The organism is Dialister invisus DSM 15470, from assembly GCF_000160055.1.
Lineage (GTDB): Bacteria > Bacillota > Negativicutes > Veillonellales > Dialisteraceae > Dialister > Dialister invisus.
The window spans coordinates 1219262-1245000 of record NZ_GG698602.1 but is presented as its reverse complement, the minus strand read 5'-3'; the positions used below and the strand labels follow the sequence as shown (position 1 = coordinate 1245000).

At 49.7% G+C, this 25739-nt stretch carries 15 protein-coding genes, 2 rRNA genes and 1 pseudogene; 15 read left to right on the top strand and 3 right to left on the bottom strand.

Annotated features, from left to right (window positions below):
• Window positions 1-69 precede the first annotated feature (69 nt).
• The 7 genes from GCWU000321_RS06100 to GCWU000321_RS06070 all read left to right on the top strand — a co-directional run bounded on the left by GCWU000321_RS06100 (window position 70) and on the right by GCWU000321_RS06070 (window position 8608).
• Window positions 70-2997 (top strand): 23S ribosomal RNA (locus GCWU000321_RS06100).
• Window positions 2998-3067: 70 nt separating this feature from the next.
• Window positions 3068-3183, top strand: a 5S ribosomal RNA gene (rrf, locus tag GCWU000321_RS06095).
• A gap of 852 nt (window positions 3184-4035) precedes the next feature.
• Window positions 4036-4758 (top strand): hypothetical protein, encoded by a 723-nt coding sequence (locus GCWU000321_RS06090; RefSeq protein WP_040381414.1) that lies wholly within the window; start codon window positions 4036-4038, stop codon window positions 4756-4758.
• A 75-nt stretch (window positions 4759-4833) separates the two neighbouring features.
• Window positions 4834-6429, top strand: a complete 1596-nt coding sequence (locus tag GCWU000321_RS06085; RefSeq protein WP_244835074.1) for a bifunctional metallophosphatase/5'-nucleotidase — start codon at window positions 4834-4836, stop codon at window positions 6427-6429.
• A gap of 102 nt (window positions 6430-6531) precedes the next feature.
• A complete protein-coding gene (locus tag GCWU000321_RS06080) occupies window positions 6532-7176 on the top strand; it encodes an HAD family hydrolase (protein WP_040381412.1) in 645 nt (214 codons plus the stop codon).
• 106 nt (window positions 7177-7282) lie between these two features.
• The gene (locus GCWU000321_RS06075; RefSeq protein WP_007070264.1) at window positions 7283-7843 is read left to right on the top strand and encodes a hypothetical protein; all 561 of its coding nucleotides are present in this window, start codon (window positions 7283-7285) and stop codon (window positions 7841-7843) included.
• Between the two features lie 135 nt (window positions 7844-7978).
• Window positions 7979-8608: a hypothetical protein gene (locus GCWU000321_RS06070; RefSeq protein ID WP_007070262.1), complete on the top strand. Its 630-nt coding sequence runs from the start codon at window positions 7979-7981 to the stop codon at window positions 8606-8608.
• An 82-nt stretch (window positions 8609-8690) separates the two neighbouring features.
• On the opposite strand, the gene GCWU000321_RS06065 is transcribed toward GCWU000321_RS06070, so the two are convergent.
• On the bottom strand, window positions 8691-9614 hold the full coding sequence (locus tag GCWU000321_RS06065) for a DUF3829 domain-containing protein (protein WP_007070261.1): 924 nt from the start codon (window positions 9612-9614) through the stop codon (window positions 8691-8693).
• Window positions 9615-9803: 189 nt separating this feature from the next.
• Between GCWU000321_RS06065 and GCWU000321_RS06060 the strand changes: the two genes are divergently transcribed.
• Window positions 9804-10061, top strand: a complete 258-nt coding sequence (locus tag GCWU000321_RS06060) for a hypothetical protein (protein ID WP_007070260.1) — start codon at window positions 9804-9806, stop codon at window positions 10059-10061.
• 147 nt (window positions 10062-10208) lie between these two features.
• Window positions 10209-10925 (top strand): 16S rRNA (guanine(527)-N(7))-methyltransferase RsmG, encoded by a 717-nt coding sequence (gene rsmG / locus GCWU000321_RS06055; RefSeq protein WP_244835073.1) that lies wholly within the window; start codon window positions 10209-10211, stop codon window positions 10923-10925.
• A gap of 190 nt (window positions 10926-11115) precedes the next feature.
• Here rsmG and GCWU000321_RS06050 read toward each other — a convergent pair whose 3' ends face one another.
• Both GCWU000321_RS06050 and GCWU000321_RS06045 read right to left on the bottom strand, forming a co-directional pair.
• Window positions 11116-12534 carry an AsmA family protein gene (locus GCWU000321_RS06050; protein WP_007070257.1) on the bottom strand — a complete coding sequence of 473 codons (1419 nt, stop codon included), beginning with the start codon at window positions 12532-12534 and terminating at the stop codon, window positions 11116-11118.
• Window positions 12535-12551: 17 nt separating this feature from the next.
• Window positions 12552-13829, bottom strand: a complete 1278-nt coding sequence (locus tag GCWU000321_RS06045; RefSeq protein WP_007070256.1) for a glutamate-5-semialdehyde dehydrogenase — start codon at window positions 13827-13829, stop codon at window positions 12552-12554.
• 254 nt (window positions 13830-14083) lie between these two features.
• Here GCWU000321_RS06045 and brnQ point away from each other — a divergent pair, with 254 nt between their 5' ends.
• The 6 genes and pseudogenes from brnQ to GCWU000321_RS09800 all read left to right on the top strand — a co-directional run bounded on the left by brnQ (window position 14084) and on the right by GCWU000321_RS09800 (window position 25555).
• Window positions 14084-15409 carry a branched-chain amino acid transport system II carrier protein gene (gene brnQ, locus GCWU000321_RS06040; RefSeq protein WP_040381406.1) on the top strand — a complete coding sequence of 442 codons (1326 nt, stop codon included), beginning with the start codon at window positions 14084-14086 and terminating at the stop codon, window positions 15407-15409.
• A gap of 183 nt (window positions 15410-15592) precedes the next feature.
• Window positions 15593-16543 (top strand): magnesium transporter CorA family protein, encoded by a 951-nt coding sequence (locus tag GCWU000321_RS06035; RefSeq protein ID WP_040381403.1) that lies wholly within the window; start codon window positions 15593-15595, stop codon window positions 16541-16543.
• A 98-nt stretch (window positions 16544-16641) separates the two neighbouring features.
• Window positions 16642-19077, top strand: coding sequence for a DNA helicase RecQ (gene recQ, locus GCWU000321_RS06030; RefSeq protein ID WP_007070253.1), 2436 nt, complete (start codon window positions 16642-16644; stop codon window positions 19075-19077).
• A 924-nt stretch (window positions 19078-20001) separates the two neighbouring features.
• Window positions 20002-25236, top strand: coding sequence for an ESPR-type extended signal peptide-containing protein (locus GCWU000321_RS09810; RefSeq protein WP_244835071.1), 5235 nt, complete (start codon window positions 20002-20004; stop codon window positions 25234-25236).
• Window positions 25211-25324, top strand: a pseudogene (locus GCWU000321_RS09805) (YadA-like family protein); the annotation flags it as partial. The gene GCWU000321_RS09810 and the pseudogene GCWU000321_RS09805, both read left to right, overlap by 26 nt.
• On the top strand, window positions 25325-25555 hold the full coding sequence (locus GCWU000321_RS09800) for an FtsB/FtsL family cell division protein (RefSeq protein ID WP_007070251.1): 231 nt from the start codon (window positions 25325-25327) through the stop codon (window positions 25553-25555).
• Window positions 25556-25739: the final 184 nt, after the last annotated feature.

The window sequence follows — 25739 nt, the reverse complement described above, 5'->3', positions numbered from 1 at the left end:
TGAAGGAAACCCGGAGAGAGGGAACCCTTTCCCCGGGAAAAAGAAACAAAAGTCAAGGTAAAAAACGTAAGTTAAGATACTAAGAGCATACGGTGGATGCCTTGGCGATATCTGCCGACGAAGGACGTGACAAGCTGCGAAAAGCTGCGGAGAGATGCAAATAATCGGCGACCCGCAGACATCCGAATGGAGAAATCCGGCTGTGATGATGCACAGCCATCCATGCCCAAGAGCATGAGAAGGGAACCGGGCGAACTGAAACATCTAAGTAACCCGAGGAAAAGAAATCAAACGAGATACCCCAAGTAGCGGCGAGCGAACAGGGAAGAAGCCCAAACCGGTGAAGGAAACTTTACCGGGGTTGAGGACCATCAGAACCGCGAAGAACCTTAGCCGAAACTGTTGGGAAACAGTGCCGAAGACAGTGAAAGCCTGGTAGGCGAAAAAGAGAAACGCGGAGATGGCACCAGAGTACCGCGGGACACGAGAAATCCCGTGGGAAGCAGGGGGGACCACCCTCCAAGGCAAAACACAGATATCGACCGATAGCGCATAGTACCATGAGGGAAAGGTGAAAAGCACCCCGGGAGGGGAATGAAAGAGAACCTGAAACCGTATGTTTACAAGCAGTCGGAGACCGCTTAATAATAAGGTCGACGGCGTGCCTATTGAAGAATGAACCGGCGAGTTACGAAGCCTGGCAAGGTTAAGCAGGAAATGCGGAGCCGAAGCGAAAGCGAGTCTTAAGAGGGCGCAAGTCAGGAAGCGTAGACCCGAAACCACAGTGATCTACCCATGTCCAGGTTGAAACACAGGTAAAAATGTGTGGAGGACCGAACCTATATCCGTTGAAAAGGGTTAGGATGAGGTGTGGGTAGGGGTGAAAATTCCAATCGAACGTGGAGATAGCTGGTTCTCCCCGAAATAGCTTTAGGGCTAGCCTCAGGGAAAAGATTGCAGGCGGTAGAGCACTGATCAGGAGAGGGACCTACCCGGTTACCAAACCCAGTCAAACTCCGAATGGCTGCAATCATACCTGGGAGTCAGACTGCGACTAATAAGGGCCGCAGTCAAAAGGGAAACAGCCCAGACCATCAGCTAAGGTCCCCAATGCCGTGCTAAGTGGCGAAGGATGTGGCATTTCATAAACAACCAGGATGTTGGCTCAGAAGCAGCCACCATTTAAAGAGTGCGTAATAGCTCACTGGTCGAGAGACGCTGCGCCGAAAATGTCCGGGGCTCAAGCACGGAACCGAAGCTATGGCATGATAGCAATATCATGGGTAGGGGAGCGTTCTTATAAGGAAGAAGCATGACTGGAAGGACATGTGGACGAATAAGAAGTGAGAATGCCGGTATGAGTATCGAAAAGAAAGGTGAGAATCCTTTCCACCGAAAGCCCGAGGGTTCCTGAGCAACGATCGTCGACTCAGGGTAAGTCGGGACCTAAGCCGAGGCGAGAAGCGTAGGCGATGGACAACAGGTTGAAATTCCTGTACCGGATCAAGTCGATTGAGCGAAGGAGCGACGCAGGAGGGCACATGATCGCGCGGCTGGAAGAGCGCGTCCAAGTGCGTATGTTGCTGCAGAGGAAAACCCCTGTAGCTAAAAGCAGAGACATGATGGGGAGTTAAAGGAAACTTTGACGAACTCATGGATCCCACACTGCCAAGAAAAACTTCTAGCGAGACAAGATCCGCCCGTACCGTAAACCGACACAGGTAGGCGGGGAGAGAATCCTAAGGTGCGCGGGAAAACCCTCGTTAAGGAACTCGGCAAATTGCATCCGTAACCTAGGGAGAAGGATGGCCCCCGGTCAGTGAAGAGCAGAAACGCTCAGAGCTAAAAGGGGCGGCAGAAAAGAGGCCCAAGCAACTGTTTACCAAAAACACAGGTGCCTGCGAAAGCGAAAGCTGAAGTATAGGTGCTGACGCCTGCCCGGTGCCGGAAGGTTAAGGAGAGAAGTTAGCGAAAGCGAAGCATCGAACTGAAGCCCCGGTGAACGGCGGCCGTAACTATAACGGTCCTAAGGTAGCGAAATTCCTTGTCGGGTAAGTTCCGACCCGCATGAAAGGCGTAATGATTTGGGCACTGTCTCAACGAGGGGCCCGGTGAAATTGAAATACCTGTGAAGATGCAGGTTACCCGCGACTGGACAGAAAGACCCCATGGAGCTTCACTGCAGCTTGAGACTGAATCCCGGTGACAGATGCACAGGATAGGTGGGAGGCGCCGAAGCATTGCCCTAGGGCGGTGCGGAGCCGATGTTGGGATACCACCCTTCTGTTGCTGAGATTCTAACGCGAGGAGTAACGACCCTGCGGACCCTCTCAGGCAGGCGGTTTGACTGGGGCGGTCGCCTCCGAAAGAGTAACGGAGGCGCCCAAAGGTTCCCTCAGGCCGGACAGAAACCGGCCGAAGAGTGCAAAGGCAGAAGGGAGCTTGACTGCGAGACCAACAAGTCGAGCAGAGACGAAAGTCGGGCTTAGTGATCCGGTGGTACTGAGTGGAAAGGCCATCGCTCAACGGATAAAAGCTACCCTGGGGATAACAGGCTAATCTCTCCCAAGAGTTCATATCGACGGGGAGGTTTGGCACCTCGATGTCGGCTCATCACATCCTGGGGCTGGAGTAGGTCCCAAGGGTTGGGCTGTTCGCCCATTAAAGTGGTACGCGAGCTGGGTTCAAAACGTCGTGAGACAGTTTGGTTCATATCCATCGCGGGCGCAAGAAGTTTGAGAGGAGCTGCTCCTAGTACGAGAGGACCGGAGTGGACGGATCAACGGTGTCCCAGTTGTCACGCCAGTGGCACGGCTGGAAAGCCGCATCCGGGAAGGATAAACGCTGAAAGCATCTAAGCGTGAAGCCAACCTCAAGATGAGACTTCTCATCAGCAATGAGTAAGACCCCTTACAGACGATGAGGTAGATAGGTTATGAGTGGAAGAGCCGCAAGGCTTGGAGCGACATAAAACTAATAGGTCGAGGTCTTAACTTAGGAACACCGAGACAAGCGAATAACTTCAGGACTTCTTCTATATGGTTTTGAGAGAACAGACTCTCAGAGAAACAGTGGCGACAGCTGTGAGGATCACCCGTATCCATGCCGAACACGGAAGTTAAGCTCACAAACGCCGAAAGTACTTGGCCGGAAGCGGCCCGGGAGGATAGGAAGCTGCTGATAAAGGGAAAGGACTTGCAGAGATGTGAGTCCTTTTTACATGCATAAACTTGAAAGGGAGTAGGATAAAGGTGTCCGGAAGAATCCGTGGGAGATGTCATCCGGGTAATAGATTCTTCACTCCGTGTCACATTGCCGCTTCCCTGCTTTCTCATACGGCATTCTTGCCGCTGTTCAGAATGACGATTGAAGGAGAGAGTGTCATAATGCAGGAAATGTTAATCGTCATCCTGAACGAATGTGAAGGGTCTATACCCGTGGTGAGGAGAGCCGTAAGATTCTCATTCAGAGTATGCCGTATACCCCTTCCGAAGCATATGATCAAGCGATTTGCTTGACTTACTTAATAATACGAGCGCAAGCGAAGGATCTGCTGCTGTAGTGAGGAAGACGGCAAGGTGTCATCCGAGTAACAGATTCTTCACTCCGTGTCATATTTCCGCTTTCCTGCTTTCTTACAAAGCATTCTTGTCTCCGTTCAGAATGACCGTGGCATGGAAGTCATCATAATGAGGGGGGACGTTAATCGTCATCCGGTGCGCCAGCGAAGAATCTGCTGCTGTGGTGAGGAAAGCGGTAAGGTGTCATCAGGGTAATATTATTCACTCCATGCCACTGTTCCGTTTCCTGTTTTTCCCACACGGAATTCTTACCCCCGTTTACTAATGATAGGAATCAGAAAGGGCTTCTGGTGTCCGGTATTAAAGCATGGGGCGACGCAGGCTGCGGTACGGAAGGACGGTATGAATGTCTTCTTTTGTCAACTGATTTTTTTCTGTATTTCCTGTATACTAAGGGCAGGGCAGTATTATTTTTATGAACTTGAATTTTTGTCATTGCGGAAAGGAGAGGGAAATGAAAAAGCTGGTTTCGGTTTGCGTGTTTCTTTTGGCTCTCGTGACAGGTGTTTTTGCCATGGCGCGGGAACCTGTTTATGGCGTCCTGTTCATCCCGAAGAAAGAGTATACCCTTGAAAAGGGAAAGTTTAGAGCAACTGTACCCCAAGTGCAGGCGGTCAGTTTTATAGACGGGAGGACGCCGGTAAACGAGTGCAGCGGGGCGGCGAAGGCGGTCAATAAACAGCTTCGCGCTTATGTGGACAAAGCGTATCAAGACTATCAGAAAGAGGGAGAGCCGGGCACATGGGTCTATCCGATGATTACGAAGAACGGGGATAATATTTATTCTCTTGTCATGGTCAAGCAGATTCTTCACGGCCAGTTGGATGTATATATGGACGAAGCATTCACTTTTTTGCAGAATACGGGGAAGCGGGTATCATGGAAGGATATTGTCCGCAAGGAGGATGAACGTTTCATGACCGTGGAAAGTCTGGAAAAGAATATCCGGGCGGGAATGTTCTTTTACAAGGATGGGGTATGGAGCTCGGAGAGGCCTGACGGCTGCATTCCGGACGGATATCGTCCGGCAGAAATGCCCGGCCCTTACCGCTTCTATGTGGATGAGTCCAACCTCATTATATTTATGCTTCCCTGCGGGGAGAGCGGAGCTTCGCGGAAACGTTGTTTCGAATTAAATTCAGGAGCGGCTACGAAATATTCGAGAGCGGTAGAATAAAGTAAGATACGGAGAAAGCGGGGAATTACAGGTCGTTTATGCCGCCTGGCGGAGGGCGGTGGAATGGAGGATATTATGAAAAAGAAGATGGCTGCGTTTTTGGCAGTGTCCATGCTGCTTTGCGGACAGGCGCTGGCTGCCGATTTTTCCAATCTGGTTATTATCCACACCAATGATACCCACGGTTTTGACCGGCGGGCGGAAGGAATCAACGGTATGGCCACCGTGTCCGCTCTGCGTAAGCATTACCTGTCACAGGGAAAAGATGTGCTTCTTGTAGATGCCGGCGATGCCATACAGGACAATAATCTTGTAAATTTCAGCAAGGGAAAGTCGGCAATCGCTTTCATGAATGCCGCTGGTTATGATGCTATGGCATTGGGCAATCATGAATTTGATTACGGGCAGGAGGTTCTGGCAGAGCGTATCCGGGAGGCGAAGTTTCCCATGCTGTCCGCTAATGTCATTGTAGAAGCGACGAACAAGCCGCTTACCAAAGATTCTGTCATATACAAAAAGGGGGATGTGAAGATCGGAATTATCGGTCTCACTACACCGGAAACCGTGGTGACTACGAATCCGAAAAATGTATATGGTTTGAAATTCCTGGACGATAAGGCGACGATTGCCGTTACACAGAATCTGGTGAAGAAATTAAAAGAAGAGGATAAATGCGATCTCATCGTGGCAGTTGGACATCTGGGCAGTGAAGATGCCAATAGGGGGCACCGTTCTGATGATATTCTCATGAATGTAAACGGTATTGATATTTTTATCGACGGACATGATCATACGGCAAAGAATAAATATATCAATGGGGCGCTGCTTGCAGAGACAGGACACTATACGAAAAATATCGGCGTCATTACCCACATGGATAATAAATGGACGGAGAATTTCTGCAAGTATGGCGATTTTAATAAAGAAGATCCTATCGTCAAAGAACTGGTAGATAAGACGCAGCGGGAAGTGGACGATGCGATGGCATTGAAGCTGGGGGAAACACCGTTGCTTTTGAATGGCAGCCGCGACCCCGGTGTGCGTACGGATGAAACGAACCTGGGAGACTTCGTTGCAGATGCGTACCTTTGGCAGGCGCAGCAGGCAATGGCAGCTTCAGGCGTCAGCGTGGACGGCTGTCTGTTCAATGGCGGCAGCCTGCGCCAGTCTATTGAAAAAGGAAATATCACCGTAGGAAATATTTCCGGTGTGCTTCCTTACAATAATCAGCTTTATGTGATGAAAATTAAGGGCGAAACGCTTCTGGAAATCATAGAAGCTGCCACCTGTTCCCTTCCGTCCCAGATCGGCGCTTTTCCCCAGGTGTCGGGAATCCGCTACACTGTGAATACAAAAGTGCCTTATGAAAACGGGAAGCAGTATGAAAATTCCACCTATTTTGCGCCTGCCAAACCGGGAAGCCGCGTCACTATCCATGAAATCGGCGGGGAACCATTCGATGTGGATAAAGTTTACACTCTTGTTACGACAGAATTCATCTGCCGCGGCGGAGACGCTTACGGGAAACTGACGGAACCGGGGGCTGTGGACATCCAGGCCATCGGTTATGTGGATACGGAAGCGGTGGAAAACTATCTTAAAGAGGAATTGAAAGGAACAGTTCCTGCAAAGTATGAAAAAGAACAGGGCCGCGTGACCGTCATAAAATGATTTCCAACATTCATAAGAACCGTGGCGGGTGACTGTCACGGTTTTTATGGTGAAAAGCACGGAATGTGGTATGCTGGAGACAAGCGGAAGAGGGTGGAAATTATGGTAAGCGGCTGCATTTTCGACATGGACGGGCTTCTGTTTGATACGGAACGGATTTTTCAAAATTACTGGAGAGCCATTGCGGCAGAGCGGGGGATTGTCCTTGCAGACAGTTTTATCACGGAAATCACGGGGACGAGCGGGGAAATGATGAACCGCATTTTGGAAAAATACTACCACACGGAGGACGGCGGAGAAATTCAGAAAGACTGCAAAGAAAGGGTTCTGCGCCATCTGGCAAAGGATGTACCTGTCAAAACGGGAGCGGTGGAAATACTCGGACGCTGCCGCATGCTTGGCATCAAAACCGCAGTAGCCAGCAGCAGTCCGCTCCGGCAGATAAAAAATAATCTGGAAAACGCAGGAATGGAAAACTGTTTTGACGCCCTTGTGAGCGGTGATGAAGTGGAAAGAGGGAAACCGGCGCCTGATATATTTCTTCTGGCGGCAAAGCGGATCGGTATTCCTCCGGGAGAATGTACCGTTTTTGAAGACAGCCCCCACGGCATCGAAGGCGCATTGCGCGCGGGAATGAAAGCCGTCATGATTCCCGACCTGCTCCCGCCCTGGGAAGAACACAGGCGGCAGATAGAAGTGTATAATAATTTGCAGGAAGCGGCGGAAAAAATTTTAGGGTCGGGATGAGAAACTGAAGGTCAGCCGTAAAACGGTAGCGGGGAAGTGCTGCTGTAAATGGGTAAAAGGTCTCGTCCTGCGGCGGAAATTTATTTTATTAGAAAGAGGAAAGGGCATGGATGGAGAAACGGCTTCATGGATATTTTACAGCGGGCTTTTGATATATGGTCTGGTGCTGTTTGCTTTTAAAAGACTGTACCTGGATACATTGGAAAGCAGAGTCTTGTCGTACATGTTGGGACTGGTGCTGGCCTATGGAATCCTGGCGGGTGTTTTTCTGGCAAGCCGGGAAAGCATGGTTGTCAAGACTGTTTTACAGGAAGCGCTATGGAGCGGCCGCACCTATACTTATCAGGGTGCCGGGTTTCTTCTGGTCATTGTGCCTGCCGTGTATTCTATTTTTCTCCTCCGCTTTTTTGAAAAAAGGGGGGGAAATGCGGCTTGGAAAGAAAAAGTAAAAGTGATGGGATCTGCATTTATAAATACAGTTATGGCTCTTTTAGGGCTGCTGTGTTTCAATTATATGCTGGACGGGCACAGTATGGAGGAATGCCGGATTGTTTTTGAAGAGAGTTTGGCATCCATAGGCTGGGAATCCGGACTGCTTTCCATTGCACTGATGTATTTTGTGTTTTACATGATAAAACGCGATCATTTCAAACATCATGGCAGGTAGCGGAAATAAAAACGGCAGGCGGGAACTGAATGCGGGAAAAGGAAAGTCATTTCAGGTGAATAGGAACCTTTCCGCTGGGGAAAGCTGCGTACTGCTTCATGGAAAGTTGATTGTAAAAATATAAAAGGATACGGGATGATCATGTTAGGATTTATGGAAACAGAGAAAGAATTTATAAAAAATTGGGAGAAATACAGGGGCGCGGCCGGCTGCCTGCGATATCTCGCCTGCTGGTTCCTTTTGGGGATTATCGTTATTCCCCTGATGCTGACGGCAATCAATCCGGATATATGGTCTACGGTGCGGATGGATCAGCTGGCGGAAGAAGCCGTCGTTTTTTTCGGGTTCGGCTTTTGGTTTTGCATTCTTCCTTCCCTGCTTATAGGGCTGGGCATGTGGGATGAGAAAAACCGAAAGTATAAATATCTTCTCGGAGGGAATATGCGGTACATGCCTTTCAAAGAAAGACCCTGGAAAAAAGGAGAGAAGTGGCAGTTATATGGGATTGGGAGTTTGATGGCCGCATTTTCCGCCTTTATTATTTTTGCATCTGTTACATTGATGATGAGCGGCACCGGCAGAGCCGTTTATATGTTTAGATCCAGCAGCGCTTTTTTTTGTTTTTTGTTTATCTATTGGATCATCCATTTGCTTTATTTCCGCCGGCATGACGGCCCTTTGTATATACATCTGTGGGCTAAGGTTATTATGGCTGTTTTATGGCTGGGAACTGTCGGGGCTGTGATCCAGTATTCCTGTTTTTGACCGGCTGATGAGTATGTAAATAAGGAAGCAAAAAATCCCCTTCTTGAGAAAAGGGGATTTTTTGCTGGGAGAATCTTTTTTCTTATTTCTTTTTATTATCCAGTTCGCTTGCGTTTATTCTGTTACTGTCACGGATGAAATCGTTGTAGGAATCTACCATGTCATTGAAAGCGTTATTACCGCCGCGCCCTGCCAGATAGGTACGGATTCTTCCGATGGTGCGTTCAGCAGAACTTTTGAAAGATTTTACGCCGGAAACATCTTCTGCCGGTTTGAGTTTTTCCATATTTTCGTTTACCTGTCCCAGCAGTTTTTCTATCTGCGCCTTATCTGTCTTGGCAGGATCTTCCGGGTCGATAGCTTCCAGAGCCCGTCTCATGTCGCGGCCGATTTCCATATAAGTGGCTGCCATGACTTTATTGTCCTTTTTCATTTCTTCTATCAGAAGGTCGCGGAGTTCAGAATTGTGCTGGCTGATGGCACTGTCAAGTTTGCTGTATTCCGTGTTGAACTGGTCATAGAGTTTCAGATAAGAGGCGACCATTTCGCGGCCTTTCTGATTGCCGTCTGTGGTATATTCCTTGGATGTATAGTAAGATTCCATTTTGCTGGTCAGGGGAACCATTTCATCCAATACCTTAAGTACGGCTGTCGTGCTTTCGTCAATATCGGAGAAACCGCTGCTTTCCGTTTTGGCTTTCGTCAAGTTTTCTTTCAGGCTGTTATAAGCGGGGAAGCTGGCAAAGTCCAGATTCTCACCGGCTTTCATCTTCGCCAGGACTTCATCAATGGAAAAGGCAAATCTTACATTGTGGCCGTTGAAACCGTTGGTGGCTTTTACATAGCTGCTGATTTTTTCCAGCTGGCTTGTCGGCTTTGCAGATGTTTCTTTTCCGCCGCTAGAAGAAGAGCCGCCACCGCCGCAGCCTGTCAGCATCATGATCGCCGCTGCCAGTACCAATAAAAATAAACCGATTCGTTTTGTCAGATGGGGGGTGTAATCCACTAAAATCGCCTCCTATTGTAAATAAAATCGTTTCTATAGTATGATCTCCCACAAACGGTTTCATTATATCATTAAAGGGCAGAAGAAAGCTATTTTAAAATTTATTAGTTTTCTTATCAGGTTCTTAAAAAACTTTATGACATGAAGCGTGAGTGTGGTATAATGATAAAAAATTAAAAGGAGGGTATTATGCGTAATCCAAAAAACATGCTGATTGTAGGGATTGTACTACTGGTGGTAGGGGTTTGTATCCTGCTGCTTAATCCGGATCAAAGCGCTGCCAATCTGGAAATTGCCAGAAATGCAAAAAATGCGCAGGAAGCTGCCGCCGCTATTTCAGGCAATAATCAAAGGGAGCTTATGATCCATATGGCAGGGAATTTTCTTGCAGGGATCGGCATCGCGCTGACGGCAGGCGGTTTTTTCCTGAACAGGAAGAAACAGTAAGTATCTGAAAGAAGAGACAGGGAGCATCCGCTTTCCCCATGTCTCTTTTTTTATGCATGGGAAAGCAGCGGATGGCTTTCTTTTCGTGAAATCTGTTATACTGATAAAAAATAATTATTTTTGAGATGTATGCCGCACAAGGGAGACATGATGACCGTCAGGGAAATAGTGGAAACGCTCGGCCTGGCAGCAGATGAGGACGCTGTAAGAAAAATGGCAGAGTACAATGCCATGGTGATTGCCATGAGCAGGAAAATGAATTTAACGGGAATCAAAGATGCAGAAGAAAGCCTGGTCAAAAATATTTATGATTCGCTGACCGTGTATGAGGAGAAATATTTTCCGAAGAACGGGCGTATGCTGGATTTGGGGACAGGTGCCGGGTTTCCGGGAATTCCGCTGGCCATCCTGCGGCCGGATATGCAGGTCGTGCTGGTGGATTCTGTCTTAAAGAAACTTGTATTTATAGAGAATGCCGCGGCAAAGCTGGGGATTAAAAATATAAAGATTCTCCATATTCGCGCCGAAGAAGGCGGACGGCGGAGGAAGACAAGGGAAACCTTTGATATGGTGACGGCAAGAGCGGTAAAGATGCTTCCCGTCATTGCCGAATGGGGTATCCCCTTTGTGAAGGAAGGAGGTATTTTCGCAGCGATGAAAGGACCTGGTGCCGACGAGGAACTCAGACAGTCGGGAAAGATCCTGAAAGAATTGAAAGCGGAGCTCATGGAGCGAAAAGAGTTGGAGCTCCCTACGGGAGAGAGAAGGACGATTCTCTACTTCAGGAAAACCGCGCCGTCGCCTAAAACCTATCCGAGGAAAGTGGGCGTGGCGGAAAAGAAACCGATCATAGGCGAAGCGTAAAAGAATAAAAGCTCCTGTAAGAAGGAAAATCTTTCTTGCAGGAATTTTTATTATGGGTGAATTTTTATAGCGGTTACGCAGATGCGGTATTGAGTGGCAAAGAATTCTTTCTGCGTTTTGCCATGAAAATAAGCGGCTCGCTTTGCCTAGGCGCGTAAAACGGAAAAGAGCGGGAAAGGGGAAACCGCCATTACGGTTTTAATCCGCTGATCTGTTCTTTTATTTCCTTTATATCTTGTCCTATTTGCCGGAAAGTGTTTTCCGCATGCTCCATGGCGCCTTTTACATCGGTTTCCTCCCCCCTGTCATTGGTGAGGATAATGTCGCCCAGCTGGAGTTTGCCGTTCCTGATGTGGAAAGCGTCGGTGGAAAAGGTGCCGAGGGCGGTCTCTATGGATACGTCATAGAAGTCCAGCTCTTTTCCCCTGTTGTGGAAAGCACCCTGTATCTTTTTGAAAGGGATCAGTTTGTAATGACCGCTGCCTGAGGTAAAGGTGCCTTCGGAGATGATCTCTTTCGGATTTCCGTCACAGCGGATGTCGCCTTCTAAATCGACGTAGCAGAAAATGGCAGCGTCTTTCGCGGGATAGCGGGAATCCAGTTTTTTGCCTGCCAGGTGGATGTTGTAGGCCCTTGTGTCTATGTCATAGTTTCCCGATGCTTTGACTGTGCCGCCGTAGACGCGTCCCGTGACATCGGTAAATTTCATTTTCCCGTGGTGGTAGAAAACATGGCCGTCCAGATGGGAGAAAGAAAGGGCAGGGATATGGAGCTGCTCCATGGTGATTTTTCCTTCCGCTTTCGGGGAAGCGACGGGGCCGCCCGCCTCGGCGGTGAGGGTAAGCTTGTCGTGAATATTGTTTCCCAGTCCCAGAGATGCCGGATCGACACCGTAAAAAGATACATTCATGGCGATGGTGTGTTCATCGCTTTTCATATCGATGTCGCCATAAAGCTTCACGCTGTCGCCGATAGCGGTACCGCCGAATTTGCCGGAGGACAGGTCGACAAAAAGAGAATCGTCGGTGTCGATATTCAGGTGCATGTCCACATGGGAAAGAAGGAAGTGCCTGTTTTCATAGAAAGCTTCCAGCTGGCAGTTTTCCAGGTGGATATTCATTTTCATTTTCTGTCCGTTCCGTTTGAAGTTGACGATTTTCTCGTGGAGAGTTTTTGTGCGTTCCTCTGCCGGTTCGGATTCAGCGGCCGTTTTATTGATAAGGTCGACATTCATATTCTTGTCAAATTGGAGTGCTGCGGAAGCATTGTGAAGCCGTATCTCGGAAATGGCGGTGGCCCGCAGTTTGCCCCGGAGGATATCTTCCGGGCGCACTTTTATTTTCCCTTCAGGCACAAAGAGGATGGGGACGCCGTGGTCGTCCGTCCAGAGCAGGTTTTCGAAAGAAACATAGCCTGCGATGTCGGCGGAGATTTTTTCAACGGAAATATGTCCCCGGAGCATATGCTGCCTGTTCATGGCATAGCTGAAAATGCGGGCGGCCGCAAAAGCGGCGATCTGGGCGATGAGGAGAAGACCCAGGACGGCGGCAAGCAGCAGGAAGGAAAGCCGCCGTAAAGCGGATCGGTGCCGGTGGAAAAAGTCGATCATGAAGACCTCGCCCAAAGTTACAATTCTTTGAAATGGAAATCTTTTTTATGGCAGGCATAGTCTTCAACGATATGGCCTTTGCCGAAAAGCTTGTACTTGTATGACAGGAGCCCTTCCAATCCGACGGGACCTCTGGCATGGAGCTTGCCTGTGGAAATGCCCACTTCCGCGCCGAAGCCGTACCGGAACCCGTCGGCAAAGCGGGTGGACGCGTTCTGGTAAACACCTGCCGAGTCGACAAGCTGCATGAACCGCGCGGCGGTATTGATGTTTTCCGTGATAATGGCATCGGTATGGTGGGAGCCGTACCTGTTGATGTGATCGATGGCTTCCTCCACGCCGGAGACAATTTTCACGGCAAGGACGAGATCGAGGTATTCGTGACGGAAGTCATCGTCTTCGATGATATTTAGGGGGATAATTTCTCCCGCTTCTTTTGTGCCGCGGAGATGGATATTTTTTTCTCCGGCGGCCTTTTCCAGTACGGGCAGAAAGTCTTTGGCGATATCCCGGTGGACGAGAAGCGTTTCTGCGGCATTGCACGCAGCGGTGTACTGGGTCTTCGCGTCAATGACGATGGGGATGGCTTTTGCCATGTCATAATCTTTGTCCACATAGATATGGCAGATACCGTCGGCATGCCCCATGACGGGGATATTTGTACGGCTCATGATGTGCTGGACAAAAGCATTCGAGCCCCGCGGAATGATGAGGTCTACCGATTCGCGGCAGGCGAGGAGCTCATCTATTTCGCTGTGCTGTTCTGCTTGGAACAAGGCTTCGGAGGGAAGATCCGCGGCGGTGGCGGCTTCATGGAGGAGGGAAAAAAGGACGCGGTTCGTTTCTTTCGTCTCTTTTCCGCCCTTCAGGATGGCGCAGTTTCCGCTTTTCACCGCGAGGGATGAAATCTGGATCATGGCGTCGGGGCGCGCTTCAAAGATCATGGCGATGACGCCGATGGGACAGGTGACGCGGTAAAGGCGGAGCCCTTCATCAAGCTGGCGGGCAAGAGTGACTTTTCCTACGGGATCGGGAAGGGAAATGAGCTGCCGGATGCCGCTGATGCTGTCTGCCAGTTTCCCTTCATCGAATGCCAGCCGTTTCATGACGGCAGGAGGAAGTCCGGATGCTTTTGCCGCGGCAAGATCGATCCTGTTGGCAGCAAATATTTTTTCTTTTCCTGCTTCCAGATTTTCAATCATGTGAAGGAGCGCGGAATTTCTTTTTTCCGCAGGTGCGGATGCCATAAGGGGCGACGCCAGTTTCATTTTTGCCGCTTCTTCTTTTATGCTCATGGGGATTCTCCTTTATTATTCCTTATATAATATATGTTTATCATAATCTTGAAAAACAGGACGGTCAAGGAAAAGCATGTCTCTTACGGAAGAGCGGCCGCCGAAAGGCAGACGGGGAAATATTGAAAAAGTGGTTAATAATTAGCAGAAAGTGTGATATAATGTTGCGTACATAGCACACAAAGTGTGCATCTACTTGAGGGAGCGGTTGCAATTCCCGGGTGTTTTGGAGTATAGCAGAAAGGAAGATTTTTATGGGGGAAAAGACGAACAACGCATTTATCGCGATCGGGCTCATGCTGTTCGCATTATTTTTCGGGGCGGGAAATTTGATATTTCCGGTCTTCATGGGGCAGAATGCGGGGGTAAATACGATTCCCGCGACAATCGGTTTTTTGATGACAGGCGTAGGTCTTCCGCTTTTGGGTGTTCTTGCCATTTGCTATTCCGGTGTGAATCTCCGTGAACTGGCGGGGCGTATTCATCCGGCGTACAGCATTTTCTTCTGCACGGCGCTGTACCTGACCATCGGGCCGTTTTTTGCGGCTCCCCGTACGGCGACGGTGGCTTATGAGATTGCTGTGGCGCAGTACCTGCCTCCTGAAATGCGGAGCATGGGGCTTTATGTTTTTGCCGCGGTGTTTTTTATCATTACCTGGTGGCTTGCGATTTCACCGTCCAAACTGGTGGCCCGGGTCGGCAAGTTCATGACTCCCGTCCTTCTGGTATTCCTTTTCCTTTTGATTATCAGCGCCATTGCCTCGCCCATGGGAAGCTGGCAGGCACCGGCAGCTGCTTATGACACCGGTGTGAAAGCTCTCGGGCAGGGGATCGTTGACGGATATAATACGATGGACGGCCTTGCCGCTCTTGTTTTCGGCATTATCGTGGTGGAATCGGTCAAGATGTACGGCGCGGTTTCCGAAGCGCAGATTACGAAAGACACGCTCCGGTCCGGTCTGATTTCCACATTTTTCATGGCGGTTATTTATGCGGCGCTCTGCTATATCGGTGCCAGTTCCGTATCCCTCATCGGTGTGCAGGAAAACGGCGCTCCCGTCCTCGTAAAAACGGCGCTCCACTACTTTGGTGCCGCCGGCGGAGGCATTCTGGGAGTGATCGTTATCTTTGCCTGCCTGACCACCAGTGTCGGTCTGGCGGCTTCCTGCGCAGCCTATTTTAACCTGCTCCTGCCGAAAATCTCTTCAAAAACCTTTGTTACCGTCATGGTCGTTGTCTGCTTCTTCGTGGCGCTCTTCGGCCTGACGACGATCATCAAGAATGCTGTTCCCGTACTGCTTTTCCTGTATCCCATGTCCATTTCCCTCATTGCGCTGGCGTTCCTGCATAACTTCTTTAACGGCCGCCGCTGCGTATATGTATGGACGACGCTTTTTACCGCTGTGCCCGCTCTTTGTGACGGGCTTCACGGGTTCGGTCTGAAGCTGGGTGCCATGGAACCGATGCTCGCGGCTCTTCCGCTGGCGGAATACAGCATGGGCTGGATCTGTTTCTTTGTGGTAGGATTTGCTGTCGGTATCGTCCAGATGCTGGTGACCGGAAAGAAAGAACAGGCCTAAAAGAAATTTGAAAGAAAAGGTGAAAGCGTGCGGGCCGGACCCGTGCGCTTTTATGATGGATGAAAAGAGTTTCTTACTTTCTGATTGACATATTTCCCCTTTGTCACTATATTAAAGAGTAGGATTATTATGGAAATACAGGGGAAGACGGTATTTCCTTTTATATGGAAAGGAGGGAGCCCGATGCTTACCGCTTATAAACATGATGAAAATCACAGACTTTGTTCCGTTGCTTTTGAGGAGATGGAAAAAGGGTCGTGGATCAATTGCGCGGCTCCTGATGCGGCGGAGCTGGAAAAGCTGAATGAGCTTACCGGTATTCCTGTTGATTCCCTCCAAACCGCTCTTGACCGCGAAGAACGTTCCCACGTAGAATTGGAAGATGATTTTATTTTTGTCGTTGTAAATACGCCTGTCGTCCTTGAAACAGATGCTTACGATGCACTGCCGCTGGGGATTTTTATCACGGATAAGGTATTTGTCACCGTGTGTCTTGAAAATAATACGGTGATCCAGAAGTTTATAAATAATAATTATCCCTCTTTCCAGACTTATAAAAAGACAAGATTCCTTTTCCAGATACTGTCTACCGCATCGTCGTCCTTCCTGTACTTCCTGCAGCAGATTTATAAAAAGACGGACGGCATCGAAACACAGGTGCGGAAATCTTTGCAGAACAAAGAACTCTTCCGCATGCTGGAACTGCAGAAATCTCTGACCTACTTCAACTTCGCCCTTCATGCGAATGAAAACGTCATGGAGCGCCTCATGCGTCTTCGCAACAGCCCCATCCATACACTCCTGAAAATGTACGAAGAAGATGAGGATCTTCTGGAAGACGTCATCATTGAAAATAAACAGGCTTTGGAAATGGTGGAAATTTACACGAACATCCTGATGTCCATGATGGACTCCTTCTCCTCGATTATTTCCAACCGTCTGTCACAGATTATGAAATTCCTCACCTCGGTGACGATCCTTCTTGCCGTGCCCACTTTGATATTCAGCCTTTGGGGTATTAATGTGCCCGTGCCGTGGGAATCAAGCGAGATCGGATTTGCTGCGGTCACCCTTCTCGGTCTCGTGCTGACCCTCGTATCGGCGCTGGTGCTGTGGAAGAAAGATATGCTTTGAAATAAAGAAACAAAGGGACCGCTGCGGTCCTTTTTATTTTGCCGCTTTTGGGGAAATAACTGGTATAATAGAAAAGTATTTGAAGAAAGGAGGAAACGATGGAACCGGCGGAACTTTTAAAAAAATATTTCGGTTATGATACATTCCGGCCTATGCAGGAAGATGTCATCAAAACCATTCTGTCGGGCAGGGATGTGCTGGCTGTCATGCCCACCGGCGCGGGAAAGTCGGTCTGCTTCCAGATTCCCGCCCTCCTCTTTCCCCACGGTACGATTATTATTTCTCCTTTGATTTCTCTCATGAAAGACCAGGTGGAAGCGCTTGCAGAGCAGGGGATTTCCGCGTCCTATGTAAACTCCACCGTGCCTTTTGACGAATCTATCGAGCGGCTCCGCGATTTGTTCCGGGGGCGTCTGAAGCTGCTTTACATGGCGCCGGAAAAACTGGAACCCACCTATTTCACCGACTGCCTGTCCAAAGTACCCCTGTCCATGGTCGTCATTGACGAAGCACACTGCGTTTCCCAGTGGGGCCATGATTTCCGTCCGAGTTACCGGAAAATAAAAACCTTTATCGATACGCTTCCCGCAAAACCCGTAGTCACCGCTTTCACCGCTACGGCGACCTCCTTGGTGGAAGAAGATATGAAACGAAGCCTCGGCCTGGGGAAAGCAGCCGTTTTCCGTACGGGACTGGACCGGCCGAACCTGTCCTTCCGTGTCATCCACGGCGCGGACCGGAAAGATTTCATTCTCCGCTATGTGCAGAACCACGGAAAAGAAAGCGGCATCATTTACTGCGCCACCAGGAAAGCAGTGGACGAAATTTATGAAATGCTCGCAAGCCGGAAAATAAAAGCGGGGCGGTACCACGCGGGCATGGAAGATGACGCGCGGAAGAAAGGGCAGGAAGATTTTTCCTTCGACCGCATCCATGTCATGGTGGCGACAAACGCTTTCGGCATGGGTATCGACAAGAGCAACGTGCGCTACGTCCTCCACTACCAGATGCCCAAAAGCATGGAAGCCTATTATCAGGAAGCGGGGCGGGCAGGACGTGACGGCGCGAAAGCGGAATGCATCCTCCTTTACAGCGGGCAGGACGCGGGCATACAGCGCTACCTCATCGAATCGGGAAACCAGACGGACGACCAGAAACGGATGGACTATGACCGCCTTTATGCCATGGACGGCTATTGCAGCACCACAGGCTGCCTGCGGAATTACATCTTAAATTACTTCGGCGAGACTGCTGATGAGACCTGCGGCCGCTGTGGGAACTGCGAAAGCGGAAGAGGAAAGGTGGATATCACCGACGAGGCGGTTCTCATTTTCCAAACCGTCAGATCTCTCAAGGAACGGTACGGCGCCGGTGTGGTGGCGGATATCCTTAAAGGAAGCCGCACGAAAATGATCAGGGAACGGAACCTGGACAGCCTTCCCACCTACGGCAGACTGTCCTTTGCGAAAATCAAACATTTGAGAACCGCCATCCATTTCCTCATCGCCGATGGTTACCTCAAACGTGACGGCGGCGAATCCCCCCTGCTGCATCTTACGGAAAAAGCGGAAATTGTTCTCGAAAGAAAAGCGCCGGTACTGGGTTTTGCTTTCGGTGCGGAAGATGTTATGGCGTCTGTGGCGGTAGAAAAGAAAGTCATCCTTTCAGAAACGGAGAGCGGTATCTTTGAAAAACTCCGCGGACTCCGACTTGCCATTGCCCGGAAAGAACACGTCCCGCCCTTCGTCGTATTCTCCGATGCCACCCTGGAAGATATGGTCTCCCGCCTCCCGCGGACAGAAGAAGAAATGGCGGAAGTCCACGGCATCGGCGCTTTCAAATTAAAGAAGTACGGAGAACGTTTCCTTGCGGCGCTTGGAGAATTCAGCGGAGCGGAAGAAATGAGGGGAAAAGACGAGAGAGAAGAAAAAAACATATATGAGAGACTCGAACGGCTCCGCCGCTCTTTGGCAAAAAAAGAAAATCTGTCGACATCACAAATTCTTTCCGATACAGTCCTCCGGAGGATCGCAGAAACCCGCCCTGCAACCGAAGAAGAATTCCGCGGTGTGAAAGGCATCGGCCCGAAAAAAGCGGACAAATACGCGGAAGTCTTTTTACAGGCCCTCCATCCGGAACGGAGCCGTATTTCCCCAAAAACAGAAAGTAAAGTGCCGGAAAAAAGAGAACATATCATTCCCAAAACGGCAAAACCCGTCCGCGGACGGAAAGGGAAAATCACAGCGGTACGAAAGGAAACGATTCAGGCCGGACAGACGGTGTCCATAGACATAGAAACAAGAGCGTTTTTCCTCTATCTGAAAAAAGTAAGAGCGCGGCTTGCCAAAGAAGCGGACCTGCCGGCGGGAAGCATCTGTGCCGACAGGGATTTGGAAAAGATGGTGAAAAGCGAAACCGTATCCCAAAACCTGCCTGCCGCTGTAAAAGCGGAATTTGAAAAAGCCATCACCACCTACAAACAAGTCAGATATCAGATGACAGGAGCGGCCGGCAAAAAGGGTAATAGCTATTAGCTATTAGCTGTTAGCTGTGAGCTGTGAGCTGTTAACCGTTAGCTGTGAGTTAAAAGCCGAAGCATATGATTTCCGTTAGGTGTCATACGAAACAACAGCAAAGGATCTGCTGTTGTAGTGAGGGAAACGTTAATCGTTATCCTAAGCGAATGTAAAGGATCTGTATCCATGGTGAGGAAAGCCGTAAGACGTCATCCTGAGCGGCAGCGAAGGATCTATTACCGTAGTGAGGAAGACGGTAAGATGTCATCCGAGTCATAGATTCTTCACTCCGATTCATCGTTTTGTTTCCCGTTTTCCTACAAAGCATTCTTGCCTCCGTTCAGAATGACCGGAGACGGTAAGGCGTCATTCAAAGCGCCAACAAAGGATTTGCTACAGTGTTAAGGAAAGGGATTCTAACGGGAAGAATAGGGATTGGGTAAGCCTCCTTGTTTATAAGGAGGTGGCCGGTGAAGCCGGACGGAGGATACTGGCTTGGGGGAATGACGCAAAAGAATAGAATGAAGATTCTTTTTCTGCCCCCGTTCTGAGTGATGACGGACGGTAAGAAAATAAAAGCTATCAGCTATCAGCTGTGAGCTGTGAGCTGTCAGCTAAAAGTGCTGAATGACAGCGGGAGACATTGCTGCCGTGGATGAGAAAGCAGTGTGAATAAAGGTGTTCGTAAAACAGTACATATTATATAGAAATAAGATAAATCTTTTGTTATAATGAGAACAGAGGTTGTTTAATAAAATAAGTGTTGAAAGAAGAGCGGGAGAAACCGGTAGGAATTTTCCTGTTTACGGATTCTGTACCCGGCTTTTCAGGCAAATGAAGTGTTATGGGGAGAGGTGGTATGAAGGCAGTATCGGCAGCATGGGGATGGTGCTTCTTTTTATTGCGTTTCTAAATTATATTGTTTTTTTATGGGAGGAAAACATGAATCACATCTACAAAGTCATTTGGAGTCGAGTGAAGAACAGTTATGTCGTCGTTTCAGAAATTGCGGGCACAGCGAGAAAAAGCGGGAGGGTGAGAGTCTCTAAAAACACGCTGGCAGCAGTTTTGGCGGCTTTTTTATTGACTGGGATTTCTGTAAGCCCTGTATCCGCGGCGCTTGACGGGGTCAATACGTTTGTAGAGGCGGGGAATCAGAATATTAAAATCGGAAATGGTACTGATCTAAGAAATAACAGTACGAAAAACGGTGCTATTGCGATAGGCGATCACGCCCAGATTGATGATTATGTTATGCAGGAAGGCAGTATTGCCATCGGTAAGAATGCTTTTGTAGAAAACATGTGGGGAACGCAGGACAAAATATTCCGTTTCGGGATGCATTCGACGGATCCTTCCCGTACAGACCATTTACTGCCGGCAGGGATTGCCATTGGGCAGAATACTTATGCCCGCAGCGGCAGTCTGATGATCGGCGACCATAAGTATGTCGGCGCCTTGGGAGATACCACGGTAAATTCCAATACGGATGATGAAAAGCGCAAACTGTCCGTCTTGGTAGGCGCGACCACCGTCGGGCTGAACAGTTATTCTGCCGGTGCGTTTGCGACGACGACCGGCGCCTACTCCATCATGACGAATGCGTATGACGGAAATACGAACCAGGGATCTGCCGCTCAGAATTTCGGGGCGGTCATCAACGGATCCTTTAACAGCATTGAATCAAAAACGTCAGGCAGCAGTGTATCGGGAATCGCCAATGCGGTCGTAGGGACTGCCAATCGGACCCACAACGCAAACGGTACCTTGGTTTTCGGCGCGGGCAATGAAGTGACCAATTCAGTGGACAATATAGCAAATCCCATGTCGTTTTTGGGGATCAACAGTCCCAAGGAATTGGCAGAAAAACTCAGGGAGGATATACGGAGAAATGATTCCGGCGGCGCTGTCCTTGCCATCGGCGGAGGAAATAAAGCAGACTACGCATACCGCTCCCAGCTGGTCGGGGTGGGAAATACTCTGGAAGGAACCGCAGCGGAAAAGGCTGCTTACAATTTACTGAACGGTTATAGAAATACAGGTACCAATGTAAGCGGTGTAACTGTCATCGGTACGAACCGCACGATTTCCAATGCAAAAGATACGATTGTGATGGGTTCTTCTGCCGGCGGTATTACTACAACCGCCAGCAAGGCGGTCATACTCGGCTCGGAAGCCAATGCGGAAAAAGACGGCGGCGTAGCGCTCGGTGCGGATTCCGTTGCCTCTGTTGACAAGGATATTGCGGGATATGATCCGTCTACCAAATTAGCTTCTACAAATACATCGGCCGCATGGAAAGCGACGCATGCAGCGGTATCTGTTGGTAATGGCAGTACTGCTACAAGGCAGATTACCGGTGTGGCAGCCGGCACGAATGACACCGATGCAGTCAATGTGGCGCAGCTGAAAGCTATTGCCGGAGGTACGGGCAGTATTCATTTCGTATCCGTGAAAGGTGGAAACGCATCATCAGTCAATTATAACAACGATGGGGCAAAAGAGACCGGAGCCATTGCGATTGGAGCAAATGCAGAGGCGACGGCAAATAGTGCGGTTGCCATGGGTTTTAATGCCCAGTCCAACGGTTCCGGAAGTATCGTTATCGGCGAATCATCCGGCCTGATTCCTGATGCATCAAAACGGGGGGCTTCCAAAGGAAACAGCAGCATTATCATCGGTACGGAAAATGTTGATAAAGGCGGCACGAAAGACCATGCCGGCTCTAATGACGGTATACTCGGAAGCAACAATACGATACAGGAGTCCAATGGCGCTTTCGTGACCGGCGCGTTTAACCATGTGTCCGATTCTTATCAGTTCGGACAACTTTCCGCTTCGGAGCAGCAGAAATTGGCGCAGGCGATGGCGGATGGCAAGCCTCTGGGTAAGTACATCGGTAAATGGGGAAGCCATGTCTTTGTTACCGGCGACGGAAATACCGTTTCACAAGGAATGAATGTTACAATCAGCGGCTCTCAGAATACCGTTGAAAACAGCAAGAGCCAGACCGTCATCGGGGACAGCAATAAGATTACCGATAGAAATGCCGGTACGGTTTCCGGGAAGCAGGAAGAAAGGACGAAGAATGTGTCCGACCTTGTCATCGGCAAGGGAAATAAAATTGAAGGCAACAGTACCTATATGAAAGGGTATGAGAGCCTGACCGTCATCGGGAATAATAATGAAATGGTCAATCCCGGCGCGGGTATCGTGATCGGGGATAACCAGAAAGTTGGGGCGATTAGAGAATCTGTTGTTATCGGTTCCATGACACCGGAAGAAAAGGCCGATTCCGATATCCGGCAGAAACATGCCAGTGTCGTTGTCGGGTATCATGCCCAGAGCGGAACCAGAGACGGCGGCGGAATGAATGTGGCTCTTGGGCATGGCGCAAAAGCTTATGGCTGGCAGGAGACCGTGACAGGGATCAAATCCATTGTGGAAGCAGGTGATTCCGGCTATGACGGCTATTTGGCTTCTGTCTATGGCGGTCTTAATACCGTAGCGTCAAATAAGGCGGACCAGAATGATGGGATGGCAAACACCGTCGTCGGTACCCTGAACAAAACAGAAGGCGCCAATGGGGCGCTCGTTTTCGGCGCGGGCAATAGCGTTACACATTCTTTCGGGACGGCGCCGACCGATGAAAATGGAAACAGTATGAACGAATATTGGGGTGATATCATATCATTTGAGGGACAGGGATATGCCGGCGGAACCGGACAGTCGGGTCATGATGAGCTCAGGAAAGCGATGGGGCTGGCCATGTCGACCGGCGGCGGCTCTGTGGTCACCATGGGGAACGGAAATACTTCAGATTATGCCGTCCATTCCCAGATTATCGGCTCCGGAAATATCCTTACAGGTACAGCAAATACACCCAGCATCAATAACACGATCAACGGATATGGAAATACAGGCAGGAATGTGGAACGTATGTCTATGATGGGGACCGGGAATAATATGTCCGGCAGTACGGCCGATGTAGTGATCGGGGATTATCACCACAAGGACGGCGGTAAAAACAATGTAATCCTTGGATCCATGGCGACGGAAAAGAAGACTGTAACGAAAACGTATACGAGGAAAGATGCTTCGGGCAATGTTATTCGTGAAAAGAAATATAAGGTGACGGAAAATGTACCGATTAAATCGCATACGGCGAACATAAGCAATGCGGTGATGCTCGGCTACAATACGGATGTGGAAAAAGACGGCGGTGTAGCGATCGGCGCGGATTCCGTCGCCTCTGTTGATAAGGGAGCTGCCGGTTACGATCCGTCGACCGATACGGCTTCTACGGATACGTCAGCAACATGGAAAGCGACGGCCGCTGCTGTTTCTATCGGTAAAGCGGCAACTCCGACCAGTGCGGCAGTCACCCGCCAGATTACAAACGTAGCAGCCGGCACGCAGGATACTGATGCCGTCAATGTGGCACAGCTGAAAAAGGTACAGGCAGCTGCCGGTGCGGCGAAAGTGCATTATTACAGCGCCAAGTCTACAAAAACGGGAGCCGGCAGCAACTATGACAATGACGGCGCCGAGGCGGAAGACAGCATCGTGCTCGGTATTTCCTCTTCTTCGAAAGGGGTGAACAGCACCGTTCTTGGCAATAATAACAAACTGACCGGAGTGAAAAACGGAAGAAACAATAGTATCGTCGCCGGCCAGAATCTGGAAGTGGAAGGCGTCCATAATGCCGTATTCGGCACGGATTACAACAATTATGACCATAAACTGACAAAAGTCTTCGGGGAGGAGAATACGGTCATCGGCTTGGGGAACCTGGTTGGCTATACGGCAGAAAAAGATCCGAGCGATCCGACAAAATGGATTTACACCAAGAACTCCAGCGGCAGCGACCAGAATGTGGCTGTCGGTATGACAAATACGGCAAACGGCGGTAGTGTCGTGGTAGGCACCAGTTCCGAAGCGGAAAATCTGGGGGTCTCTTTCGGTCATGGGAATAAAGTCATCGGCTCGAATAGCGGCGGCGGACAGAGAGGTCTTGCCCTGGGGAATTATCTGACAGTCAAGGGCGAAGAAGCGGTAGCTGTAGGTACAAATGCTTCCGCGACCGCGGACTGGGCCATTGCCATGGGCAAGAATAGTAAAGCGGAGAAAGAAACTGCTATGGCTTTTGGTTATGATTCTCATGCGAAGGCAAATCATGGAGTTGCACTTGGCGCATGGAGTGTAGCAGACACGGCAGCAGGTGTGAGCGGTTATGATCCATCTACCCAGGCGGCTTCCACAGATACGTCTGCTGCCTGGAAATCAACTCTTGGTGCCGTTTCTGTAGGGGACAAGACGGAAGGTTATACACGCCAGATTACGAACGTAGCGGCCGGCGCGACAGATACCGATGCCGTCAATGTGGCACAGCTGAAGAAAGCGGTAGCCGGAGCAGCGGATGGCAATGATACACTGGTAAGTGGCAGCAATGGGCTGTCCCTTAGCGGTAAAACCCTGTCCATGAGTGTAAAGGATACGGCCGGAAATGAAGTGAAGGGCAGCGTGGATCTCTCATCCGTTGCAGACGGCAATGATAAACTGGTAAGCGACAACAATGCGCTGTCCCTTAGCGGTAAAACCCTGTCCATGAGCGTAAAAGACACGGCCGGAAATGAAGTAAAAGGCAGCGTAGACCTGTCAGCTATCGCGGGGCAGATTGATACCAATACCACCTATACCATGAGCGGCACACAAAACGCGGACAATACCACCACCATTACCCTGAAAGGGAGCGACGGAAAAGAAAACAAAGTCACCGTAGCTACGAAAGACACAAGAAACACCGTGAAAGCCGGTGAAAATGTGACACTTGACACAGCTGCCAACACGTTTGGCGGAACGGAATACACGGTCAACGTGAAAGCCGATGGAAAAGTGGAAAACGGAAGCACAAAGATTGTCAGCGGAAATACAGTGTACCACGAAACCCATGTGAAGAATGACGGCAACTATGTGAAGAAAGAGAACAGTGCCGGAGACAACCTGACCATACTGGACAAACAGGTCGGCAAGAATACAACCAACATTACCAACCTGGGAAATACCATCAACAATCTGAACGGAAAGCTGGGCACCCTGGACAACCGGATCAGTAAAGTGGGAGCAGGGGCGGCAGCACTGGCAGCCCTCCATCCGCTGGACTTCGACCCCCCATGACAAGTGGGACATTGCGGCAGGCTTCGGCAATTACCGCAACGCCAGCGCTGCGGCGGTAGGCCTCTTCTATCGGCCGAACGAAAGAACGATGATGAGTCTCGGCTGGACCATGGGTGATGACAGGAACATGATCAATGCAGGAATTTCTGTGAAGCTGGGACGCGGTGACGTTTATACCCGTTATTCCAAAGTGGAAATGGCGAACCAGATTAAGGACTTGAAAGAGAAAAATGACAAGATGCAGGCGGAAAATAAAGAGATGAGATCGGAGCTGGATGAATTGAAGGCCCAGGTAGCAGCTCTCGCTGCCAAGAAGTAAGGAGCTTCCAAAAAGAAAGGAGCAGGCACTGCTGATGATGCCTGCTCCTTTTTCGTTTTCCGGTAAAAGTGGAACTCATGGCAGGGTGTCCGCCAGAACCGTGTAAATGATCTGCTGCCGTGGTAAGGAAAGTGGTTAGAAGATAAAAGCTATCAGCTGTGAGCTGTCGTCTATAAGCTATGTT